Origin of the sequence: Peribacillus sp. NPDC097895 (assembly GCF_050277555.1) — a bacterium.
GTDB lineage: Bacteria > Bacillota > Bacilli > Bacillales > DSM-1321 > Peribacillus.
Map to the genome: position 1 here is coordinate 1,538,316 of NZ_JBNNSH010000001.1, position 19,585 is coordinate 1,557,900.

A 19,585-nucleotide genomic window follows, 5' to 3' on the forward strand; every position below is an offset into this window, starting at 1 on the left:
TGGTACCAAGAATTTACTCACTTTACGAGCATAGGTCAATTTCCTTAGCAAGATTCCCTTCTTCTGGACATACACTTTACTATATTGCATTTGTTTTTTAACAGAAGGAGAGTGTGGGCTAATGGAGCAGTCTTCATTGATCAAGCCGGTTTTGGGTGGAGCCTACCCGACTATCAGTCATGGTCAGGGAGTATTTTTATACGATAAAGAAGGAAAGGATTACCTGGATGCTTCTTCCGGTGCTGTCACTGCAAACATTGGCCATGGTGTTCAGGAAATCTATGAAGCAATGGAAAAACAGGCTAGATTGGTTTCATTTGTATATCGTTCTCAATTTACCAGTGAGGCTGCAGAGAAACTTGCCGAAAAAATTGCTGAATTAACCAAAGGGGACCTGACTTATAGCTTTTTTGTAAACAGCGGCTCTGAAGCGACTGAAACTGCCTTGAAAATTGCCATTCAGCATTGGCAGGAAAAAGGGAAGCCCAAGAAACAAAAAATCATATCGAGGTGGATGAGCTATCATGGCATCACAATGGGGGCTCTTTCGATGTCTGGTCATCCGATTCGCCGGGAACGGTTTACTCCAATGCTTGAATCATATCCTTCAGTTTCTCCTCCATATTGCTACCGATGTCCACTTCAACTTGATTCCCATACGTGCGGAATGGCCTGTGCTTCGGAATTGGAAGCATCTATCCGGCGTATTGGCAGTGAAAATATAGCGGCTTTCATCGCAGAACCTGTCATCGGCGCAGCGGGGGCTGCCATCGTTCCTCCTGATGGTTACTTTCAAAAACTCAAGAAAATCTGCGAGGAGAATGACATTTTATTCATTGCCGATGAAGTCATGACGGGCTTTGGCCGAACCGGTAAAATGCTTGCTTCCGAATATTGGGATGTAGAACCTGATATCGTAACATTTGGTAAAGGCATGAGTGGCGGGTATACCCCGATTGCTGCCGCAGTAATGACCAAAAGTGTGATGGAGCCAATCATGAAAGGCTCACGGTCAATTATCGGAGGCCATACGCTTAGTGCGAATCCATTGTCGTGTGCGGTATCTTTAGCCGTTTTAGAATATGTCGAAAGGAATGAACTTGTCGAAAAATCAGCCGATAGAGGGAAAGACCTGATTAGGGGGCTGAAGAAGATAGCAAGGAAGTACTCCTTTATCGGTGACATCCGCGGCAAGGGTTTATTGATCGGCATCGAATTTGTCCAGGATAAGGCCACGAAGGCCCCATTTCCAAAAGAAGCCAATGTGACAAATGAAATGATTGAACTGGGTAGTAGAAATGGAATCCTCCTGTACCCTGCAGCAGCAGGCCATGACGGTGTAACAGGGGCAGCCATCATTATTTCCCCCCCTTTAACGATATCGGAAGAGGAATGTGCCGAATTGTTAATGAGGGTTGATATAACTTTTCAGCAATTCAATGAGTCCATAGGAAAACGGCCATCCGAACAAGGAAGTGAGTCATAGTGTTGGAAAATACTTTCGGGAAAATTTGTCGTTTGGAGGATGTCCTCCCCCTTTTTAAAGATAATCAGTCCATTCTTTATGGGGGATTCGGTGGCATAGGGACACCTCCGGGATTAGTTAACCTGATTTTGGAATCAGGTATAAAGGATTTAACCTTGATAGGGAATGATACAGGTTTCCCCGATATAGGAATCGGAAAACTGGTCACGCAACGCCGTGCGAAAAAAATCATCGTTTCCCATATCGGTTCCAATCCAAATGCAGGACTATTAATGAACAATGGTGAGCTTGAAGTGGAGTTTTCTCCGCAAGGGACGCTCATCGAACGCATCCGGGCCGGAGGGATGGGGCTAGGAGGGATTTTGACTGATATTGGCATTGACGCCGATATCGTTCGGGACGGCAAGCAAACCGTTAGTATAGATAAGAAAAATTATCTGGTGGAACAGGCATTAACGGCCGATATCGCAATTGTTTACGCAGATATGGCAGACCCTTATGGAAATCTGATATTTGATAAAAGCGCACGGAATACGAACCCACTCGTGGCTACGGCCGGACAAATCACGATAGTCGAAGCCATGCGGATCGTTCCCCTTGGCTCTCTGGATCCAGAGGACATCATTGTACCGGGTGTTTTTGTGGATTATATCATTCCGTCAAAAGGAGTCGATTGGAAATGGGTTTGGGAACCAGAGATAGAAATAAAATAGCGAAACGTGCAGCAGCAGAAATAAGCGATGGAATGCTGGTCAATTTGGGAATTGGCATTCCATCACTTGTACCGAATCATCTTTTGCATGACCATAAAGTTATGTTTCATGCTGAAAATGGCCTCGTGGGAATGGGCAGTTCACCTGAAAGGGGGAAGGAAGATGCGCATCTTTGCAATGCAGGGGGACTACCGATCACCATTAGAGCCGGGGCATCTTACTGCGACAGCTCGGTTGCATTTGGAATGATACGGCGCGGAAAGGTGGATATCACGATTCTTGGTGCCCTTCAAGTAAGTGAAGAGGGAGATCTCGCAAATTGGATTGTCCCGGGTAAGAGGGTGCCAGGTATGGGTGGTGCCATGGAACTGGCTGCAAAGGCAAAAAAGGTCATCGTCCTGATGGAGCATACTGATAAATCGGGGATGTCTAAATTAGTCAAAAAATGTACGTTGCCGTTAACTGCCAAAGGATGCGTACATATGATCATCACGGAACTAGGCGTGTTTTCTGTAACTTCAGAAGGCCTCCTATTAACGGATGTATTTGAAACGTCCAATATCCGGGAAATCAGGAATCGGACCGAAGCCTCGTTTACCGTCTCTGAAAACATCCATATTTTAAAAGAATGAGAGAGGAGAATGGATATGTATGAGGAAAAAATAAGAACATGGTTGACTGAACATCGGATGAATGGGGTTCAGCTATTGCAAAAACTGGTTCAGGAACCAAGCAAGAGGGGGCAAGAAGGGAGTGCACAAGCCATTGTAGTCGAGAAGTGCAGACAGCTTGGTCTTGAAATAGATCTATGGGAAATCGGAGATGAACAATTGAGAAAGCATCCTCATTTTTATTGTGATCGCAGGGATTTTAAAGGAAATCCGAACCTTGTGGCTATTAAAAGAGGAACCGGCAAGGGGAAATCTCTTATTTTAAACGGACATATTGATGTCGTTCCCGAAGGAGATCATGCCGCATGGCATGATGATCCGTATAGCGGCAAGTTAAGTGATGGGAAAGTGTTTGGGCGGGGAACGACAGATATGAAAGGCGGCAATGTTTCTTTATTGCTAGCAATTGAAGCAATCGTCGATTCTGGCATCCAATTGAAGGGAGACTTGATATTTCAGAGTGTGATTGAAGAGGAAAGCGGCGGTGCCGGTACACTTGCGGCAGTCATACGTGGGTATAAAGCTGATGGGGCAATCATTCCGGAACCCACCAATATGAAACTATTTCCTTTACAGCAAGGTTCGATGTGGTTTCGCCTCAAAATAAAAGGCAAGTCTGCACATGGAGGCACAAGGTATGAAGGAGTTAGTGCAATAGATAAAGCAGTTGGTGTAATGAAAGAAATCAGGAAGCTTGAACAAGAAAGAAATGAGTCACTTCGACATTCACTCTATAAAAATATTACCATCCCCATTCCAATCAACATAGGAAGCATTCAAAGCGGGAATTGGCCTTCTTCTGTGCCGGATACGGCCGTCCTTGAAGGTAGATTCGGCATTGCCCCGACAGAAACCATGGAAGAGGCACAAAGCTCGCTGGTACGGCGAATCGAGGCTCTAAACCAGAATGATGCATGGTTCATAGAAAAACCGATTGAATTAGAATGGTTTGGTGCAAGATGGCTTCCTGGCAATCTCGAAATCGATCATTCCCTTATGAAAACCATTGGCACATGCTATGAAAAAGTGGTGGGTGAAGAACCACTTGTCGAAGCCTCCCCTTGGGCGACGGATGGGGGGTATCTATCATCGGTTGGATCAACCCCCGTAGTTGTATTTGGACCAGGGGAGACGAAGCTGGCACATGATTCGAACGAATATATTGAAGTGGATAAAATGATGAAAACCGCAGAAATCATCGCATTGACCATTATTGAATGGTGTGGGGTGGAACAGAAATAAGCATGTTCCCATGGGTCTGATTCTAAAAAGGGGGTCAGGCCTTTTGCTACAATAATCGATAGATGTGAAAGGAGCGAAACAAATGGAAACGGGAATTATTGAAAGAAGAATTCAAAAGCCACGGTCCACCATACATATTACGATCGACCATTTTAATAAGCGGGTCAGGGTTGAAGATTATCTCGGTCATTTTCAAGAATGCATAGAGGAATCTTTGAAGGTGGCCAAGGGCATATCGGCAGAGAAAATCATCTTCAAGGCACGCAAAGAAAATGTTCTGGATTTACTTGCTCAGGGCTTCTTATATGAAGGAAGCATTGATAAGTTCTTCTTGGGAAGCGATTGTTTCTTTCTTGTTAAGTATATTAGGAATGATAGGCGAAACAGTGAGGAATGGGAAAAGGAAGATCGACTCCTCACCGATGTTCTGAATCTGCCGATAAAATCAGAACTGGATGTTTTGCATTCAGCTTATCAAGGGCGAAAGGCAGAAGTTTCAGATGCACTTCAGCTTGCACAATTGTATGGAAAGGTATTCAAAGTGTATCCCACTCCGATGAATGATCCGGTATATGTACAAAAATGCATGGAAAATGGAACGGTTTTTTATATTTTTGTCCATGAGGGTAAGATCGTCAGTGCGGCTTCAGCAGAAATTGATGCCTTTTACCATAATGCGGAAATCACTGATTGTGCAACATTGCCGGAACATCGGCAGTACGGTTTGATGAAGCACTTGATTGCAGCGCTTGAAGATTATCTAATTTCGCATGAAATTTATTGTATCTATTCAATTGCACGATCACTCTCATTCGGCATGAACGCTGCACTTCACCAGCATGGTTATTCATATCGCGGACGTTTGGCCAATAATTGTTACATCTTCGAAAAACTTGAAGACATGAATCTTTGGGTGAAAAATTATACATGATTGCTCATTTTTAGGCGGTTCATGACAAGTTTTCGGCATTTCCCTCATATACATCTAGCAAGAACCTACTTGAGGAGGGATATCTTGCCAAGTGAATTTTTTAATACAAGTGAAGTATTGGAAGCGATATTAGAAACCATTGATGAAGGCATTCATGTGATTGATCCAAAAGGACAGACCATCTTTTATAACGGAGTGGCTGCCAATCATGATGGAATGAAAAGAAGTGAGGTACTTGGGAAACCGTTGCTTGAAGCCTTTCCTTCTTTGAATCACAAATCATCGACCTTACTCCGTGTCATTAAATCCGAAAAACCAATCTACAACTATAGCCAATCGTATGTAAATGCACATGGGCGAATCATCGAGACGCTAAATACGACGCTGCCCATATATGTTGATGGGTTTATGATAGGTGCAATAGAAATTGCTAAGGATTATTCAAGTCTAAAGCAACTATCTGAACGGTTAGCTGACCTGGAAAGCTCGCTCAAGACAATCAAAAGTCCTGAGAAGAAAGAGGTGGATGGGAAAAGCGGACTGTATTCGTTCACTGATATCTTAACTAGTGATTCTCTATTCAGAAGCTTGATATCACACGGAAAAAAGGCTGCCCGTTCTTCATCATCGGTGTTGGTATATGGTGAAAGCGGTGTAGGAAAAGAGCTTTTTGTTCAAAGCATCCATCAGGATTCCAGCCGCAGAAAAGAACCATTCATCGCGCAAAATTGTGCAGCCTTGCCGGAAAATTTGTTGGAATCGCTATTATTCGGTACGGCTAAAGGCAGTTACACCGGGGCTGTCGAACGTCAGGGATTATTTGAATTAGCTAACGGGGGAACGTTGTTTCTGGATGAATTGCAATCGATGCCGATTGACTTGCAGGCAAAGCTTTTGCGTGTGCTTGAAGAAGGATTCATCAGGAGGATAGGCGGCGCTAAGAGTGTGCAGGTGGACGTCAGGATCATGGCAGCGATGAATATAGATCCTAAAAAGGCCGTCTCGGAAAACAAGCTAAGACCTGATTTATTTTACCGATTAAATGTATTGAGCTATGAGCTGCCTCCGCTAAGGGAGCGTGCTGATGATATTGAGCTCCTTACAGACCATTTCATATCAATATTTAACAGGGAATTAGGATTGTCCATTAAAGGAATGGATGAGAAGACAAAGGTTTTTTTTCAGAAATATCATTGGCCAGGAAATGTAAGGGAGCTTAAGCATACGATTGAATTCATGATGAACCATACGGAGATGGAGGTTTTGAACCTTGAAGATTTGCCCCAGTTCTTAAAAAAACGTTCCCCTTCATCAGAAAAAATACTTCCGCTTCGTGAGGCCATGATGGAAATCGAAACAAAATTGATTACAGAAGCCCTTCTTCAAACAAATGGAAATGTATTTCAGGCATCGAAGCTATTGCAGATTCCACGGCAGACACTGCAATATAAAATAAAAAAACATATTTGAATGGAGAAACATCCGGATTGCAGTCTGCAGTCCGGAATTTTTTTTATGGCAAGTGAATTTTCGGGTCATTTTGGCACCCTTCTTGCATTTAATACTACTATCATAACTCAGGAGGTATTACCATGTTATTTGACTTATATAAGCCAGAGCGCAATTGGAAAGATATAGAGCTATGGAAAGATGTAACCGAAGAACAATGGAACAACTGGCTGTGGCAGCTTACGAATACTATCCGAACTGTTGATGATTTGAAAAAAGTGATTAACCTGACTCCGGATGAAGAGGAAGGCGTAAGGATTTCCACTAAAACCATCCCATTGAATATCACCCCATATTACGCTTCGTTGATGAATAAAGATGACCCGCGATGTCCTATCAGAATGCAATCGGTCCCCATCTCGGAAGAAATGCATAAAACCAAATATGACATGGAAGATCCCCTTCATGAAGATGAGGATTCCCCTGTCCCGGGCCTTACCCATCGATACCCTGATCGAGTCCTTTTTTTGGTGACGAATCAGTGCTCCATGTACTGCCGTTATTGTACGAGAAGACGCTTTTCAGGACAAATCGGGATGGGCGTGCCCAAAAAACAATTAGATGCTGCAATCGGCTATATACGTGATACACCAGCAGTTCGGGATGTCCTTATATCCGGTGGGGACGGATTATTGATTAACGACACGATCCTTGAATATATCATCAAAAACTTAAGGGAAATACCTCACGTTGAAATAATCAGGATTGGTACGCGGGCCCCAGTTGTCTTTCCTCAAAGAATCACGGAAAATTTATGTACCATTTTAAAAAAGTATCATCCGATTTGGTTGAATACTCACTTCAATACCTCGATAGAAATTACCGAAGAGTCGAAGAAAGCGTGTGAGATGCTTGCCGATGCAGGTGTACCGGTTGGCAATCAGGCTGTTATATTAGCAGGGATAAATGACAGTGTCGCAATCATGAAAAAGCTGATGCATGACCTTGTCAAGATTCGAGTCCGGCCTTACTATATTTATCAGTGCGATCTCTCGGAAGGCATCGGTCATTTCAGGGCTCCCATATCAAAAGGGATTGAAATCATAGAGGGACTCCGCGGACATACATCAGGTTATGCCGTTCCTACATTTGTCGTCGATGCTCCAGGAGGGGGAGGGAAAATTACACTGCAGCCGAATTATATCCTCTCACAATCCCCCACCAAAACGGTGCTCCGAAATTTTGAAGGTGTGATAACAACATATCCTGAACCAGAGCATTATACTCCTGGACTTGCAGATGATTATTTTAAAGGGGTATATCCTGATATGGAAGAAAAACGGTCAGATATAGGTGTTTCCGGCTTAATGAACGACAAGCAATTCAATTTAGTGCCTGAAGGACTGAAGCGAATGAACCGACGGGAAAAATACGTGACCAACCCAGAACATGCTACATTGAAAAATCAACGTGAAAAGAGAGATCTGTTAAAAGAAAAGAAGTTTCAGGCACAGCAAAAAAAGAGCACTCCAAAGGGAGATGAATAGAGTGGAGACGTGTCCATGGTGTGAGAAAGGAAAGCTTACTTCGGTAGAGGGTACAGTGTACTGGGAACTGCCGGACGGAACGAGGGCGGTTGAAATTACTGAAACCCCTTCATCCCATTGTGAAAATTGCGATGCTCTTTTTCAAAATGATGAAATAGTGAAAGAAATTGAAAATCAACTATTTTTAATCGATACGAAACAGCTTGCAAAACAGACAAAGTACTTGGAGTTAATGAACATGAAAAGGTTATTAAAGCGGAATTATTTTGATTTTGGGTAATAACAAAATAATTAGAAGTTGCCTCACCTACTTTTTTTGGTGAGGTTTTTTTCTTTGCGCCCGGCGGTGAGGTCTATGGGGTGCATATCTCGAACAGTGAAAGCATAATTAGCGGTTGCTTTCCGTGGTGACGCGGAATTCTGAAGGAAGCAAGCGATAAATTGAGATATATTATTTTGGAAGCTTCTTTGGAGAGGTTTTTTGAAATTTCTTCAATGGGTATTAGGGTAGATGAAAAAGCACTGTTAAAACAACTAATTTTTATTTTCAAAATATGAAGAGCAGAAATAATAGTGAATGACCAATTGAACAAAATTAAGATCCCTGCGGCTGTCGTAAAGGAAGGACAATTGAAGGGCCTGTTATGATTATTCCAATGGCCGATCCAAGAAAAAATCCAGTACCAATAGTGCAGCCAACCCCTATTAAGGACAATTGCCACCATTTTAAATTTTCATTTTCACTTCCCTTACTTTGAATATTCCCCAAATGCATTTATACATATTCATCCCGCCTATAAATGTCATTGTGAGAAGTTTCTTAATAAACATTTTTTGGGATAACTTCATCGTTTGTGGATAACTTAGAAATAAAATCTTAAAAGAAAGGATACTTATATGAAAACAAAATGGGTTTTATTGGCTATTCTTTCTACCATAGTCAATGTGCTTTCTGGCTGTGAATCATTAGCGGTCTTAGATCCTAAAGGACCTCAAGCCCAAACGCAAGCCAATGTGATTTGGCTATCAATTGCGATCATGGCGGTTATTGTTATTGTTGTTTGTGCTATTTTAGTCTTTGTGTTAATCAAATACCGTGACTCTAAACTACCTAAAGATTATGAACCACCCTACATTGAAGGGAATCATGTTGTTGAAACGATTATTGTTGGGGTGCCAATTTTAATCGTCATTTTCTTCTCCGTTGTTTCTGTAATTTCCAACAATAAAGTGGAAGCCACTCCGGAAGGGTACAAAGGTCAAGATCCATTAGTTATTTACGCTTCTTCATCTGACTGGAAGTGGCATTTTAGTTATCCAGAAAACGATATCGAGACAGTAAACTACTTGTATATTCCAACAAATCGACCACTTGAATTTAAACTTTATTCATTCGGGCCTATCACGAGTTTCTGGATTCCACAACTTGGCGGTCAAAAATATGCCATGTCTAACATGGTGACCACATTACACTTAGCAGCGGACGAATCAGGCGAAATGATGGGACGAAATGCAAACTTTAGTGGGAAAGGATTCGCTGAAAATACGTTCCACGTCGAAGCGATGTCTCAAGATAAGTTTGATGAATGGGTAAAGGAAGTTAAAGAAACTGCGAAACCTATTACTGAAGTAAGATTCAATGAATTATTAAAACCGGGTCATGAGGGACAGTTAACGTTTACTGGAACTCATTTAGACTTCTCACCAGCTCCAGAAGGAGAAAATGCTGGACATCATCATGGATCAAGTGACTCTAACACGAATTCAAAAGGTGAACATATGGAGCATGATCATAAGTCAAGTAATAGTAAAGAAAAATCAGCACACAATCATGAATAATTTCTTAGTCTATCTCAAGAAAAATATTTTCAGAAAGGAAACACAAAAGTATGGGTTTTTTCTCTAGATTTCTTATACCTAATCCTAGTCCCGTCATTTACTCATCAATGGTGGCCATTGGTGTTACTGTTCTCTTGATCATTTTTGGTTTAACCCACTTTAAAAAATGGTTTTATTTATGGAGTGGTTGGCTAACAACAGTCGATCATAAAAGAATAGGTATTATGTATCTAATATCTGCTTTGTTAATGCTATTTCGTGGTGGGGTAGATGCTGTGATGATGCGTGCGCAACTTGCCGTACCGGATAACAAATTATTAGATTCACAGCACTATAATGAAATTTTTTCAACACACGGGGTTGTGATGATTCTCTTTATGGCGATGCCGTACATTATGGCCTTAATGAATTTCGTCGTGCCATTACAAATTGGAGCCCGGGATGTAGCATTCCCACGTCTAAATGCCATAAGTTTCTGGTTATTTTTTATGGGTGCGATGCTATTCAACATCTCTTTTGTAATTGGTGGTTCGCCTGATGCAGGGTGGTCATCTTATTTCCCGCTTGCAGGTAATGAATTTAGCCCTCATGTTGGAACGAATTATTATATGATTGGTATTCAAATAGCCGGAATAGGTACATTAATGACGGGGATTAACTTTTTGACGACTATTCTTAAAATGAGAGCACCCGGTATGACATTAATGAAAATGCCAATGTTTACATGGTCTGCTTTAGTCACAAGCATTATTATCATTTTCGCATTCCCTGTATTAACAGTGGCGCTTATCATGGGAACAATGGATCGACTATTCGCAACCAAGTTTTTCACAATGACTGAAGGCGGTATGGATATGCTTTGGGCTAACCTGTTCTGGGTTTGGGGACATCCTGAAGTATATATCTTAATCTTGCCTGCATTTGGTCTTTTTAGTGAGATTATCCCAACCTTTTCACGACGTAACCTATATGGCTATCGATCAATGGTTGCTTCAATGGTATTTATCTCTATATATTCATTCTTCGTTTGGACGCACCATTTCTTTACAATGGGGCAAGCAGCGTATGTTAATAGTATTTTCTCGATTACAACGATGGTAATTGCTATTCCGACTGGAATCAAGATCTTTAACTGGTTGTTCACGATGTGGAAAGGCAGAATCAGATTTACCGTACCTATGCTTTATTCAATAGGTTTCATACCTCTTTTCACAATCGGTGGAGTTACCGGGGTTATGCTTGCGATGTCAGCGGCGGATTATCAATACCATAATACAATGTTTTTAGTAGCTCACTTCCACAATGTCATTATTCCGGGTGTAGTATTTGCTGTGCTTGGTGCCGGAACTTACTACTGGCCGAAAATGTTTGGTTTCATGTTGAATGAAAGGATTGGGAAATGGGCGTTCTGGTTTCTAACCATTGGTTTTTGCTTAGCATTCTTCCCTATGTATATCACTGGTTTAGATGGTCAAGCACGTCGTATATACACATACTCTGAATCGACTGGATTTGGACCATTGAATATGATTTCGTTTATCGGGGCATTTTTAATGGCAATCAGCTTTGTATTAATCGTATATACGATTTACTATAGCATTCGCCATGCTCCAAGAGATGTTAGTGATGATCCGTGGGATGCACGTTCCCTTGAATGGGCTACTCATAATCCAGTACCAGAATATAACTTTGCTATTATTCCACATGTGAACTCAAGGGAAACGTTTTGGGATGCTAAATATAATGGTCATGAATTATTCAAGGGTGACTATGAAAAAATTCATATGCCCAATAACAGCGGCGGACCGTTTATCATGTCCTGTATCTTCTTTGTCTTTGGATTTGCGTTAGTATTCAGCATATGGTTTCTTGCGATTATTGGGTTAATCGGTATCTTTGTTTGCATGGCTCATCGTTCATTCGAAATAGATCATGGACATTACATTTCTGTAGAAGAAATTAAAGAGACAGAAGCAAAATTCGGGGGTGTTAATAAATGGAAATAGATCACTCGCAACCTCTTGAATATAGTACGGAACAAAATCGTCTAAATATTTTAGGCTTCTGGATTTTCCTCGGAGCCGAAATTATGCTTTTTGCAACACTCTTTGCATCATATTTTACATTAGTTGATCGTACGGGTAACGGTCCTACTGGAGCAGAAATTTTTGAAATCACTCCAGTACTTGCTGAAACATTCTTGCTCTTAACCAGCAGTTTTGTCATCGGGCTTGGAATTCATGCCATGCGACTTGGCAACAAGAAAGCCATGTTGACATTCTTCGTAATCACTCTCCTTCTTGGATTAGGATTCTTAGGATTTGAAATTACTGAGTTCATTACCTATTATCGCGAAGGAGCTACACTGCAAACTAGTGCATTTACATCGATGCTCTTTACAACATTAGGGACACATGGAGCACATGTTACATTAGGACTTTTCTGGGGGTTATTTATTATCCTTCAAGTGAAAAAACGCGGGTTGACACCTGAAACAGCCAACAAATCCTTCATTTTCTCTCTTTACTGGCATTTCTTAGATATCGTTTGGATCTTCATCTTCACCTTTATCTACATGAAAGGAATGACATAAACATGAAGGAATTATTTCCGGCTAAACAAGTATGGGGTTTTGTATTTTCATTGATTTTGACGGTTGTAGCTCTTTTTGTTTACTTCTTCAATATGTCAAAAGCAACAGGAATGACGATTTTTATATTGACAGCCTTCATACAAGCAGCTGTTCAACTAGTTGTGTTTATGCATGCTCGTGAAACTGATGATAGCAAATCAATTTTTATGACTCTATATTGCGCTATATTCCTAGCTCTAATTACTGTCTTCGGAACAATACTATGTATGGTCTGGGGTTGGAGTTATTGATATGAAACAGCTTGGGAAACAGAAGGCGTATGATGAGTAATTGAAGTTGAAATAGGGACAATGAGTTAAATCCTACTCGTGAGTTACATGTTCTTCATACTAATCGTAAGAACCCCAATATAATTGAGGAAAAATGGGTAGGTTTAAGGGGATAGTGAAAAGACTGGATCTTTTACAGCAAATAAAAGCAATAAATAATATAGAAAAACTAACAATAGAGTTCAATTGAAAGGCAAGTAGAGATGATTATTCTTTACTTGCTTTTTAATTTATATGAACCCACTTAAAAAGTAAGTTAAACTCCAGGAGGGGAGGGGAAATTACACTGCAGCCGAATTATTTCCTCTCACAATCCCCAACCAAAACGGTGCTCCGAAATTTTGAAGGTGCGATAGCAACATATCCTGAACCAGAGCATTATACTTCTGGACTTGTAGATGATGCCATCGTCCATGTAGGGGTTTTCCCCATCACAAAATGGGAATTAAAGAATGGTTGGAACCTGATGGATCACAAAAAACTCTTTCTCCATCAATTGAAGTGGCTAAGCGTTTTTACAAACTAAAAAAGATTTCCCGACTATAAAGAATGGAAGCAATATGGATTGAGAACTATATCTATATTGCAGCTCGATATATTTCGAATGCCGCTCCTGATGAAAAATCGTTGATTGTCTATGACAGGAGGAAGAAAATTTTCAAATTGATTTTAAAAAAGTGGACGGAAGAGAAAGTTTCCGATATATTAAAGCAGAAATCATAGTTATTTTTAAGGGGGCTCGACAATATGAGACCATTTTATTTATATTTAATGAAGTTTCGACAACCGAAGGAAATTGACGCCATCACTAAATTTGCCAATTATGCTTATCAGGACCATGGCTTCCCAAAGCAATCGACTGATTATAATGAAGTGAGCAGTTATTTAGAATTGAATGCAGACTATCTCGAAAGTATGTCTGTGTTTGATCATGCTTGGGAACAATATGTCCAAATAGAAGAAGGACTTCTTTCGGGAAATCAGGAATAGGGAGGATCGGAAGGATGTTTAAGAGCCTTCAAACCCGAATTTTGCTTTATTCTTTGCTTATAGCCAGTGTACCAGTTCTCATATTGGGTATCATTTCATATGGATCACAACGATCCTTACTTGAAAAGGAAGCAAGAAATGCCTTGAATGCAGGCTCACTGAATATTGTCAATGAAACATATAACTATTTGAACGAACGGATCAGTGATGTGAAGTTAATGAGTGCAAATTCGGTAGTCATCAATCCTGACTCATCAAAAGAAGAGAAGTCAGTTGAACTAAAAAAGTTCAACGATGCAAAAGGAAATTATTACGGGATATTGTACTTGGATTTGGAGGGAAATGTAATAGCTGATACCTCCAATAAAATGATTGGAGATCATCTCGCGAATAGGATATGGTTTAAAGAGGCCTTGGAAGGTCATGAGTTCCTTTCTGACGTATATAAAACCAAAGCTAACTCAGAACCCGTAATAGCTTTGAGTGCACCGGTACATGATGTTACAGGGAAAATGATTGGTGTCGTGTCTCCGGCTTTCCGTTTGGAAGGGCTTTGGGAGATGATGGAGAAAAAGGCTAATGAAATTAGCGATAAGTATCCAGTGAACTTTTTCATGATAAATCAAGAAGGCATCATGATATCAAAAAAAGACCCGCATGGTGTATTTAAGGATTCGGCCTTGGAGGAAATGGGACTAACAAAAGAGAAACTGATGGAGGCTTCGATATCTGATGAATTGTACAGTGCAGAGAATGGAGAAAAAATATATTCCATTCAGCCTGTCCATACGATAGCGCAAACGGAGAATAAATGGTTTGTAGTTGTGGGTGCAGATAAGAAACAGGTGTTTCAGCCTTTGCATGACCTTTTAACACGTTATCTGACAATCTACAGTATCGTATTTGTTTCTATCATTCTGGCTGTCTATTTACTTACTAGGACTCTTGTGAGGCCAGTTCAGGATCTAGTGGAGGCGACAGAGGATTTTATTGAAGGAAAAGAATTCGTCGTTTCCGATAAAAGAAGCTTCGAAGAAATGGAAAAATTGCACCTTGCCTTTCTAAGAATGATGGAAACGATTGAAGATCGCGAAAAGGAAATCGTCCGTACGGAAAAATTAAAATATGTTGGTCAACTTGCTGCCGGGGTTGCCCATGAAATCAGGAACCCGCTGACGACAATAAAGGGTTTTTTCCAACTATTGAAGAGCCATGACCATGATAAAACATTAATAGAAAAATATAGTGATGTCATGCTTCATGAAGTGGATCGGGTCAATGTATTCGTGACACAACTCCTGGATTTGGCAAAACCTCATCAACTCGAATGGGAAAAACTTGATTTAAAAGATTTTATTGATGAAATTATAGATACATATACCTCTCCAATTCCAAGTTCTCATGTGAAATTAATTAATGGATTGACACAATCCGTCTTTGTTTATTCCGACAAAAACCGGTTACGGCAGGTTCTCTTGAATGTCTTGAATAATTCTTATGAAGCCATCGATGGAAAAGGGCAGATTGAACTGCGAATGACTGCCATTTCACAATATGTCAATGTAATGATCAGAGATGATGGAAAAGGTATCAGTCCCGAGAACTTAAAAAATATTGGCATGCCCTTTTATACCACCAAACCAGATGGAAACGGCTTAGGTGTAGCGACCTGCATCCAGATCATGGAGGAATTGAAAGGGAAATTCCAAATTGAAAGTACCTACTGCGAAGGAACGAAAGTGACCCTCGTTATCCCTACTACGAACCGTCTCATTAAATGAGGCGGTTTTTGGTCGTTGCAAGAAAAGGTAACAGGTTTTCATTATTGGAACCTGCCCTATATTAAAGGGTGGCAAGTTATTATGCAAATGAGCAAAATGCCCTCTCATTTCCATTAACCTCTATGTTTGTTTGTGCATATAATTTACTAATCAAACGATAAGGACCATATTGGGGGATGTCTCTTATGGGCAAAAAAAAACAGCCGAAATTTAAAATAGGCGATACAGTCGTAATAACAATGTATGGGACAGTCGGGAATATAACCGATGTAAAATTTCTCGATGGTGCTTATGTGTATGAAGTGAACTATAGTGAAGGCCTTTATATCGAAAAAACATTGCAATCGATAAATGAATATGAAGGAGAAATCCTTTATCAAAAGGAACAAATCGATATTGAATATAAATTTTTATTAGGTGACTTAGTCCAGGTAGATGGATATGAACATGATTATTTCAAGATTATCGGCTATCGAACGGAGATTTGGCGCTATAAGGAAAATGCCTGGGAGGATGTAATCTATGAGTTATCACGAATCTCAGACGGTGAATGGCTTGAAGCGCATGAAGAAGAACTGACTTTAATTGCCGATGCTAAACGTGCAGATGGGATTATTCGAAAATTAGGGCTGCTCCTTTCTAAAAAGAATAATGAGCTTGCTATCATTGCTAAACAAAACAACCCTGGTAAAGGTGAGCGAGAAATGACAATGACAAAAAATGAAAAAAAGGAAATGATTGATGGACTTTTGGATTTATATAATGATTACTGTAAGCTCTATGAGCATTTTGGCGATGATGAATATCGTCATATCATGAAGATAGCCCTTGCTAAAATTGAAAAAGCGGCAGAGGAAATTTATCCAGATCATAAAAAGAAGCAAACGAAGTGAAAGGTTTCCATGGTTAGGGGCGATATTCCTTGAAAAAGCTTTCATTCCAAAATGGTCAGGAATGGTCCTTAATACATGAAGGCAATTCATATGATTTTTCATTATGGAATGCAACTGGAATATTTGTCTCTAGTCATTCATACACCTTTAATTAAGGGGGCGATGATTTGCGAGAAATTGAGGTTTTTATTGATACAGAAGAGATAGCGGAATTCTTTTTTCAAGAATTGATAAGACGGGGCTATCTTCCAACAGAAGCTGAAGTTGAAGATCTTGCTGACATCACATTCGAATATCTTCTTGAAAAATGCATAATTGATGAAGAAGTCGATGAGTAACCTGTCATTAGACGGTTAGCAGCTTCCTTACCCTTAAATTAAAAAATCTTTTAAAAAAGACGGCGGAACCCCGCCGTTTTGTTTGCGGTTTATAGGAAAGGTGCCACAATTCTTGTCATGATGTCTTCGTTTACTTTTCTTTAGGTGCTCTTGGATAATGTTCAATTTTCCTAACTTGTGGTTGATATGGTATAGTAGTTTGTGAATATCATTTCACCCACAAGTTAAGGAGGACATAGTTGTATGAGCGTACATATTGGTGCTAAAGAAAATGAAATTGCGGAAACGGTCTTGCTTCCTGGAGACCCATTGCGTGCAAAATATATTGCTGAAACATTTTTAGAGGATGCTAAACTTTACAATGAAGTACGTAACATGTTTGGATATACAGGTACATATAAAGGTAAACGGATTTCTGTCCAAGGTACAGGCATGGGTGTTCCATCCATTTCCATCTACGTGAATGAATTGATGAATAGTTATAATGTCCAGAAGCTGATTCGTGTTGGTACGGCCGGAGCCATTCAAAAAGATGTAAAAGTCAGGGATGTAATCCTGGCAATGAGTGCTTCAACCGATTCACAAATGAACCGCATGACATTTGGTGGAGTGGACTTTGCCCCGACTGCGGATTTCGACTTGCTTAGAAAAGCTTATGACGCGGGCACGGCTAAGGGCTTGCAATTAAAGGTCGGCAATGTGTTTACGGCTGATCAGTTTTATAATGATAATAGTGAATTGGAAAAATGGGCAAAATACCAGATACTTGCGATAGAAATGGAATCAGCGGCTTTATACACGCTTGCTGCTAAATTCGGACGTCAAGCTTTATCTGTATTAACCATTTCCGATCACATTTTAACTGGTGAGGAAACGAGTTCTGAAGAGCGTCAGTCAACTTTTAACGAAATGGTTGAAGTGGCATTGGAAGCAGCTATACAAGACTGATGTTTGGATGTAATGACAGGCGGGTGACCAGGAATAAGTGATGCTGTATAATGACGGTCGGGATACAGGCTCATTTATTCCTTGGTATCCGTGTTTTTGTAATGTAATGAATGATCAATTCGGAAATGCGGAATGTCATGAGTATTCCTTTTGATTTTACCTGTGTGAACCGTTTAAAAAATACATATGAACAAAATTGTTATTTTTGATAACTATTATTTTTCGATTGGCACGAAAGCTGATAAAATAGAAAGAAATCGTTTATATCGTCATGAAGAATGAAAGTGGTGAGGCTTCAGTGGAAGAAGAAAATCAAAAACAGCCAAAAGAGGCAGGGAAATTCATTAAAATAAAGAAGTTTACGTTCATTATGGGGATTTTCTTAGTCATATTCCTAACCGCAGGGATTACTACAATAGCCTTGATCTTTGGAGATGAAAAAGTAGATCCATCAGCACCGGATAAACATTCGGAATTTGAAAAGCTGTATTCTACATACGATACCATAAAAGATAATTATTATGAAGAAATTGATGAAGACAAGCTTGTTGACGGTGCAATTAATGGGATGATCAATTCATTGGATGATCCATACTCTGCTTATATGGATAAAAAGGAAGCTTCGAGTTTCCATGAGAGCATCTCTTCCTCCTTTGAAGGTATCGGTGCCGAGATACAAGAGCAGGATGGACAAATTATGGTCGTCTCACCGATTAAAGGATCTCCCGCAGAAAAATCAGGGATAAAACCGAATGATATCATTTTAAGTGTAGACGGGAAAAGCGTAGAAGGGTTAAGTTCTTCTGAAGCTGTCTTGAAAATCAGGGGCAAAAAGGGAACGAAAGTGGATTTATCCATCTCGAGAGCGGGTGAGTCCGCACCGATTGAGCTTACGATTAAACGTGACACAATCCCGATTGAAACAGTTTATGCGGAAATGCTTGATGATGGGGTTGCAAAAATACAAGTAACCAGTTTTTCCGAACATACTGTCCAAGAGCTGAAAACGGCGCTTGAAGAAATGTCCAAGAAAGATATGAAGGGTCTAGTTTTGGATTTGCGAGGAAACCCTGGAGGGCTGCTTGACCAAGCTATAGATATGGCAAGCCTGTTCATACCAAATGGGGAAGTGGTCCTTCAAGTTGAGGAGCGTAGCGGGAATAAAGAAGTCTATAAATCCAAAAATGACGGAGAGTTGAAGATTCCGGTAGCCGTATTGATTGATGATGGCAGTGCCAGCGCTTCTGAGATTGTCGCAGCGGCCGTCAGTGAATCAGCGGACATCCCATTGATTGGTGTTAAATCATTTGGGAAAGGGACTGTCCAGACTGCCCAAGACTTCGAGGATGGTTCTAACTTCAAATACACCGCGGCTAAATGGTTGACTCCTAAAGGCAACTGGATTCATAAAAAAGGGATTAAGCCGGATATTAATGTCAAACTTCCTGACTATGCCAGCCTTCCATACATTTCGCCGGATAAGGAATTGAAAGCATCCGATTCTTCCAGTGAAGTGAAAGCAGCTGAAGAGATGCTGAAGGTAGCTGGTCATGATCCAGGTAAGATAGATGGATTCTTTGATCAAGAAACAACCAATGCAGTCAAAGAATTCCAAAGGGACCAAAAAATTAACGAAACTGGCACCATTAAAGACGATACTACCGTCAAATTGATGCAGGTCATCCGTGAGAAAATCCTTAAAAACGACACACAAGTGAAAAAAGCGGTAGAAGTAGTAAAGAAAGAAATCAAATAAATGTTTTATACTAAAAAGCCTGTCAGCGGTCACCGTTGACAGGCTTTTTTGTCCTTATATGCATAAAATTCCAATAAAA

At 40.4% G+C, this 19,585-nt stretch carries 18 protein-coding genes and 2 pseudogenes; 19 read left to right on the forward strand and 1 reads right to left on the reverse strand.

All coding sequences use genetic code 11. The features are described 5' to 3' along the window. Positions 1-121: 121 nt before the first annotated feature. The 8 genes from ACQKMH_RS07430 (at position 122) to ACQKMH_RS07465 (ending at position 8,319) form a co-directional block, all read left to right on the forward strand. The gene (locus tag ACQKMH_RS07430) at positions 122-1,486 is read left to right on the forward strand and encodes an aspartate aminotransferase family protein (protein ID WP_427586772.1); all 1,365 of its coding nucleotides are present in this window, start codon (positions 122-124) and stop codon (positions 1,484-1,486) included. A 2-nt stretch (positions 1,487-1,488) separates the two neighbouring features. After that, positions 1,489-2,199 (forward strand): CoA transferase subunit A, encoded by a 711-nt coding sequence (locus tag ACQKMH_RS07435; protein WP_427587535.1) that lies wholly within the window; start codon positions 1,489-1,491, stop codon positions 2,197-2,199. Continuing rightward, complete coding sequence (locus ACQKMH_RS07440) at positions 2,166-2,831, forward strand: 3-oxoacid CoA-transferase subunit B (protein WP_427586773.1); 666 nt, start codon at positions 2,166-2,168, stop codon at positions 2,829-2,831. The genes ACQKMH_RS07435 and ACQKMH_RS07440 overlap by 34 nt, the downstream gene beginning before the upstream one ends. 9 nt (positions 2,832-2,840) lie before the next feature. Beyond that, complete coding sequence (locus tag ACQKMH_RS07445) at positions 2,841-4,112, forward strand: peptidase (RefSeq protein ID WP_427586774.1); 1,272 nt, start codon at positions 2,841-2,843, stop codon at positions 4,110-4,112. 82 nt (positions 4,113-4,194) lie between these two features. After that, positions 4,195-5,043, forward strand: a complete 849-nt coding sequence (gene ablB / locus ACQKMH_RS07450) for a putative beta-lysine N-acetyltransferase (protein ID WP_427586775.1) — start codon at positions 4,195-4,197, stop codon at positions 5,041-5,043. Between the two features lie 84 nt (positions 5,044-5,127). Further along, a complete protein-coding gene (locus tag ACQKMH_RS07455; protein WP_427586776.1) occupies positions 5,128-6,513 on the forward strand; it encodes a sigma-54 interaction domain-containing protein in 1,386 nt (461 codons plus the stop codon). Between the two features lie 122 nt (positions 6,514-6,635). Beyond that, positions 6,636-8,039, forward strand: a complete 1,404-nt coding sequence (gene ablA / locus ACQKMH_RS07460; protein ID WP_427586777.1) for a lysine 2,3-aminomutase — start codon at positions 6,636-6,638, stop codon at positions 8,037-8,039. A gap of 1 nt (position 8,040) precedes the next feature. Continuing rightward, positions 8,041-8,319 carry a YokU family protein gene (locus ACQKMH_RS07465; RefSeq protein WP_427586778.1) on the forward strand — a complete coding sequence of 93 codons (279 nt, stop codon included), beginning with the start codon at positions 8,041-8,043 and terminating at the stop codon, positions 8,317-8,319. A gap of 342 nt (positions 8,320-8,661) precedes the next feature. On the opposite strand, the pseudogene ACQKMH_RS07470 reads toward ACQKMH_RS07465, so the two are convergent. Next, positions 8,662-8,814 (reverse strand): annotated as a pseudogene (locus ACQKMH_RS07470) (amino acid permease); the annotation flags it as partial. A 122-nt stretch (positions 8,815-8,936) separates the two neighbouring features. On the opposite strand from ACQKMH_RS07470, the gene qoxA reads away from it, so the two are divergent. The 11 genes and pseudogenes from qoxA to ACQKMH_RS07525 all read left to right on the forward strand — a co-directional run bounded on the left by qoxA (position 8,937) and on the right by ACQKMH_RS07525 (position 19,506). Continuing rightward, positions 8,937-9,878 (forward strand): cytochrome aa3 quinol oxidase subunit II, encoded by a 942-nt coding sequence (qoxA, locus tag ACQKMH_RS07475; protein ID WP_427586779.1) that lies wholly within the window; start codon positions 8,937-8,939, stop codon positions 9,876-9,878. 50 nt (positions 9,879-9,928) lie between these two features. After that, complete coding sequence (qoxB, locus tag ACQKMH_RS07480; RefSeq protein ID WP_427586780.1) at positions 9,929-11,884, forward strand: cytochrome aa3 quinol oxidase subunit I; 1,956 nt, start codon at positions 9,929-9,931, stop codon at positions 11,882-11,884. After that, the gene (gene qoxC, locus ACQKMH_RS07485) at positions 11,875-12,471 is read left to right on the forward strand and encodes a cytochrome aa3 quinol oxidase subunit III (protein ID WP_098369342.1); all 597 of its coding nucleotides are present in this window, start codon (positions 11,875-11,877) and stop codon (positions 12,469-12,471) included. The genes qoxB and qoxC overlap by 10 nt, the downstream gene beginning before the upstream one ends. Positions 12,472-12,473: 2 nt before the next feature. Further along, on the forward strand, positions 12,474-12,761 hold the full coding sequence (qoxD, locus tag ACQKMH_RS07490) for a cytochrome aa3 quinol oxidase subunit IV (protein WP_377427142.1): 288 nt from the start codon (positions 12,474-12,476) through the stop codon (positions 12,759-12,761). 310 nt (positions 12,762-13,071) lie between these two features. After that, positions 13,072-13,209, forward strand: a pseudogene (locus ACQKMH_RS07495) (hypothetical protein); the annotation flags it as partial. Positions 13,210-13,547: 338 nt separating this feature from the next. Beyond that, entirely contained in the window at positions 13,548-13,790 is a 243-nt protein-coding gene (locus ACQKMH_RS07500) for a YozE family protein (RefSeq protein ID WP_427586781.1), read from the forward strand. A gap of 14 nt (positions 13,791-13,804) precedes the next feature. Beyond that, the gene (locus ACQKMH_RS07505) at positions 13,805-15,571 is read left to right on the forward strand and encodes an ATP-binding protein (protein WP_427586783.1); all 1,767 of its coding nucleotides are present in this window, start codon (positions 13,805-13,807) and stop codon (positions 15,569-15,571) included. A 185-nt stretch (positions 15,572-15,756) separates the two neighbouring features. Continuing rightward, positions 15,757-16,464: a hypothetical protein gene (locus tag ACQKMH_RS07510; protein WP_427586784.1), complete on the forward strand. Its 708-nt coding sequence runs from the start codon at positions 15,757-15,759 to the stop codon at positions 16,462-16,464. A gap of 167 nt (positions 16,465-16,631) precedes the next feature. Beyond that, positions 16,632-16,802 (forward strand): YozD family protein, encoded by a 171-nt coding sequence (locus ACQKMH_RS07515; protein WP_064505166.1) that lies wholly within the window; start codon positions 16,632-16,634, stop codon positions 16,800-16,802. Positions 16,803-17,045: 243 nt separating this feature from the next. Next, positions 17,046-17,750, forward strand: a complete 705-nt coding sequence (deoD, locus tag ACQKMH_RS07520) for a purine-nucleoside phosphorylase (RefSeq protein ID WP_057912766.1) — start codon at positions 17,046-17,048, stop codon at positions 17,748-17,750. Positions 17,751-18,021: 271 nt separating this feature from the next. Then, on the forward strand, positions 18,022-19,506 hold the full coding sequence (locus ACQKMH_RS07525; protein ID WP_427586785.1) for a S41 family peptidase: 1,485 nt from the start codon (positions 18,022-18,024) through the stop codon (positions 19,504-19,506). Positions 19,507-19,585 lie beyond the last annotated feature (79 nt).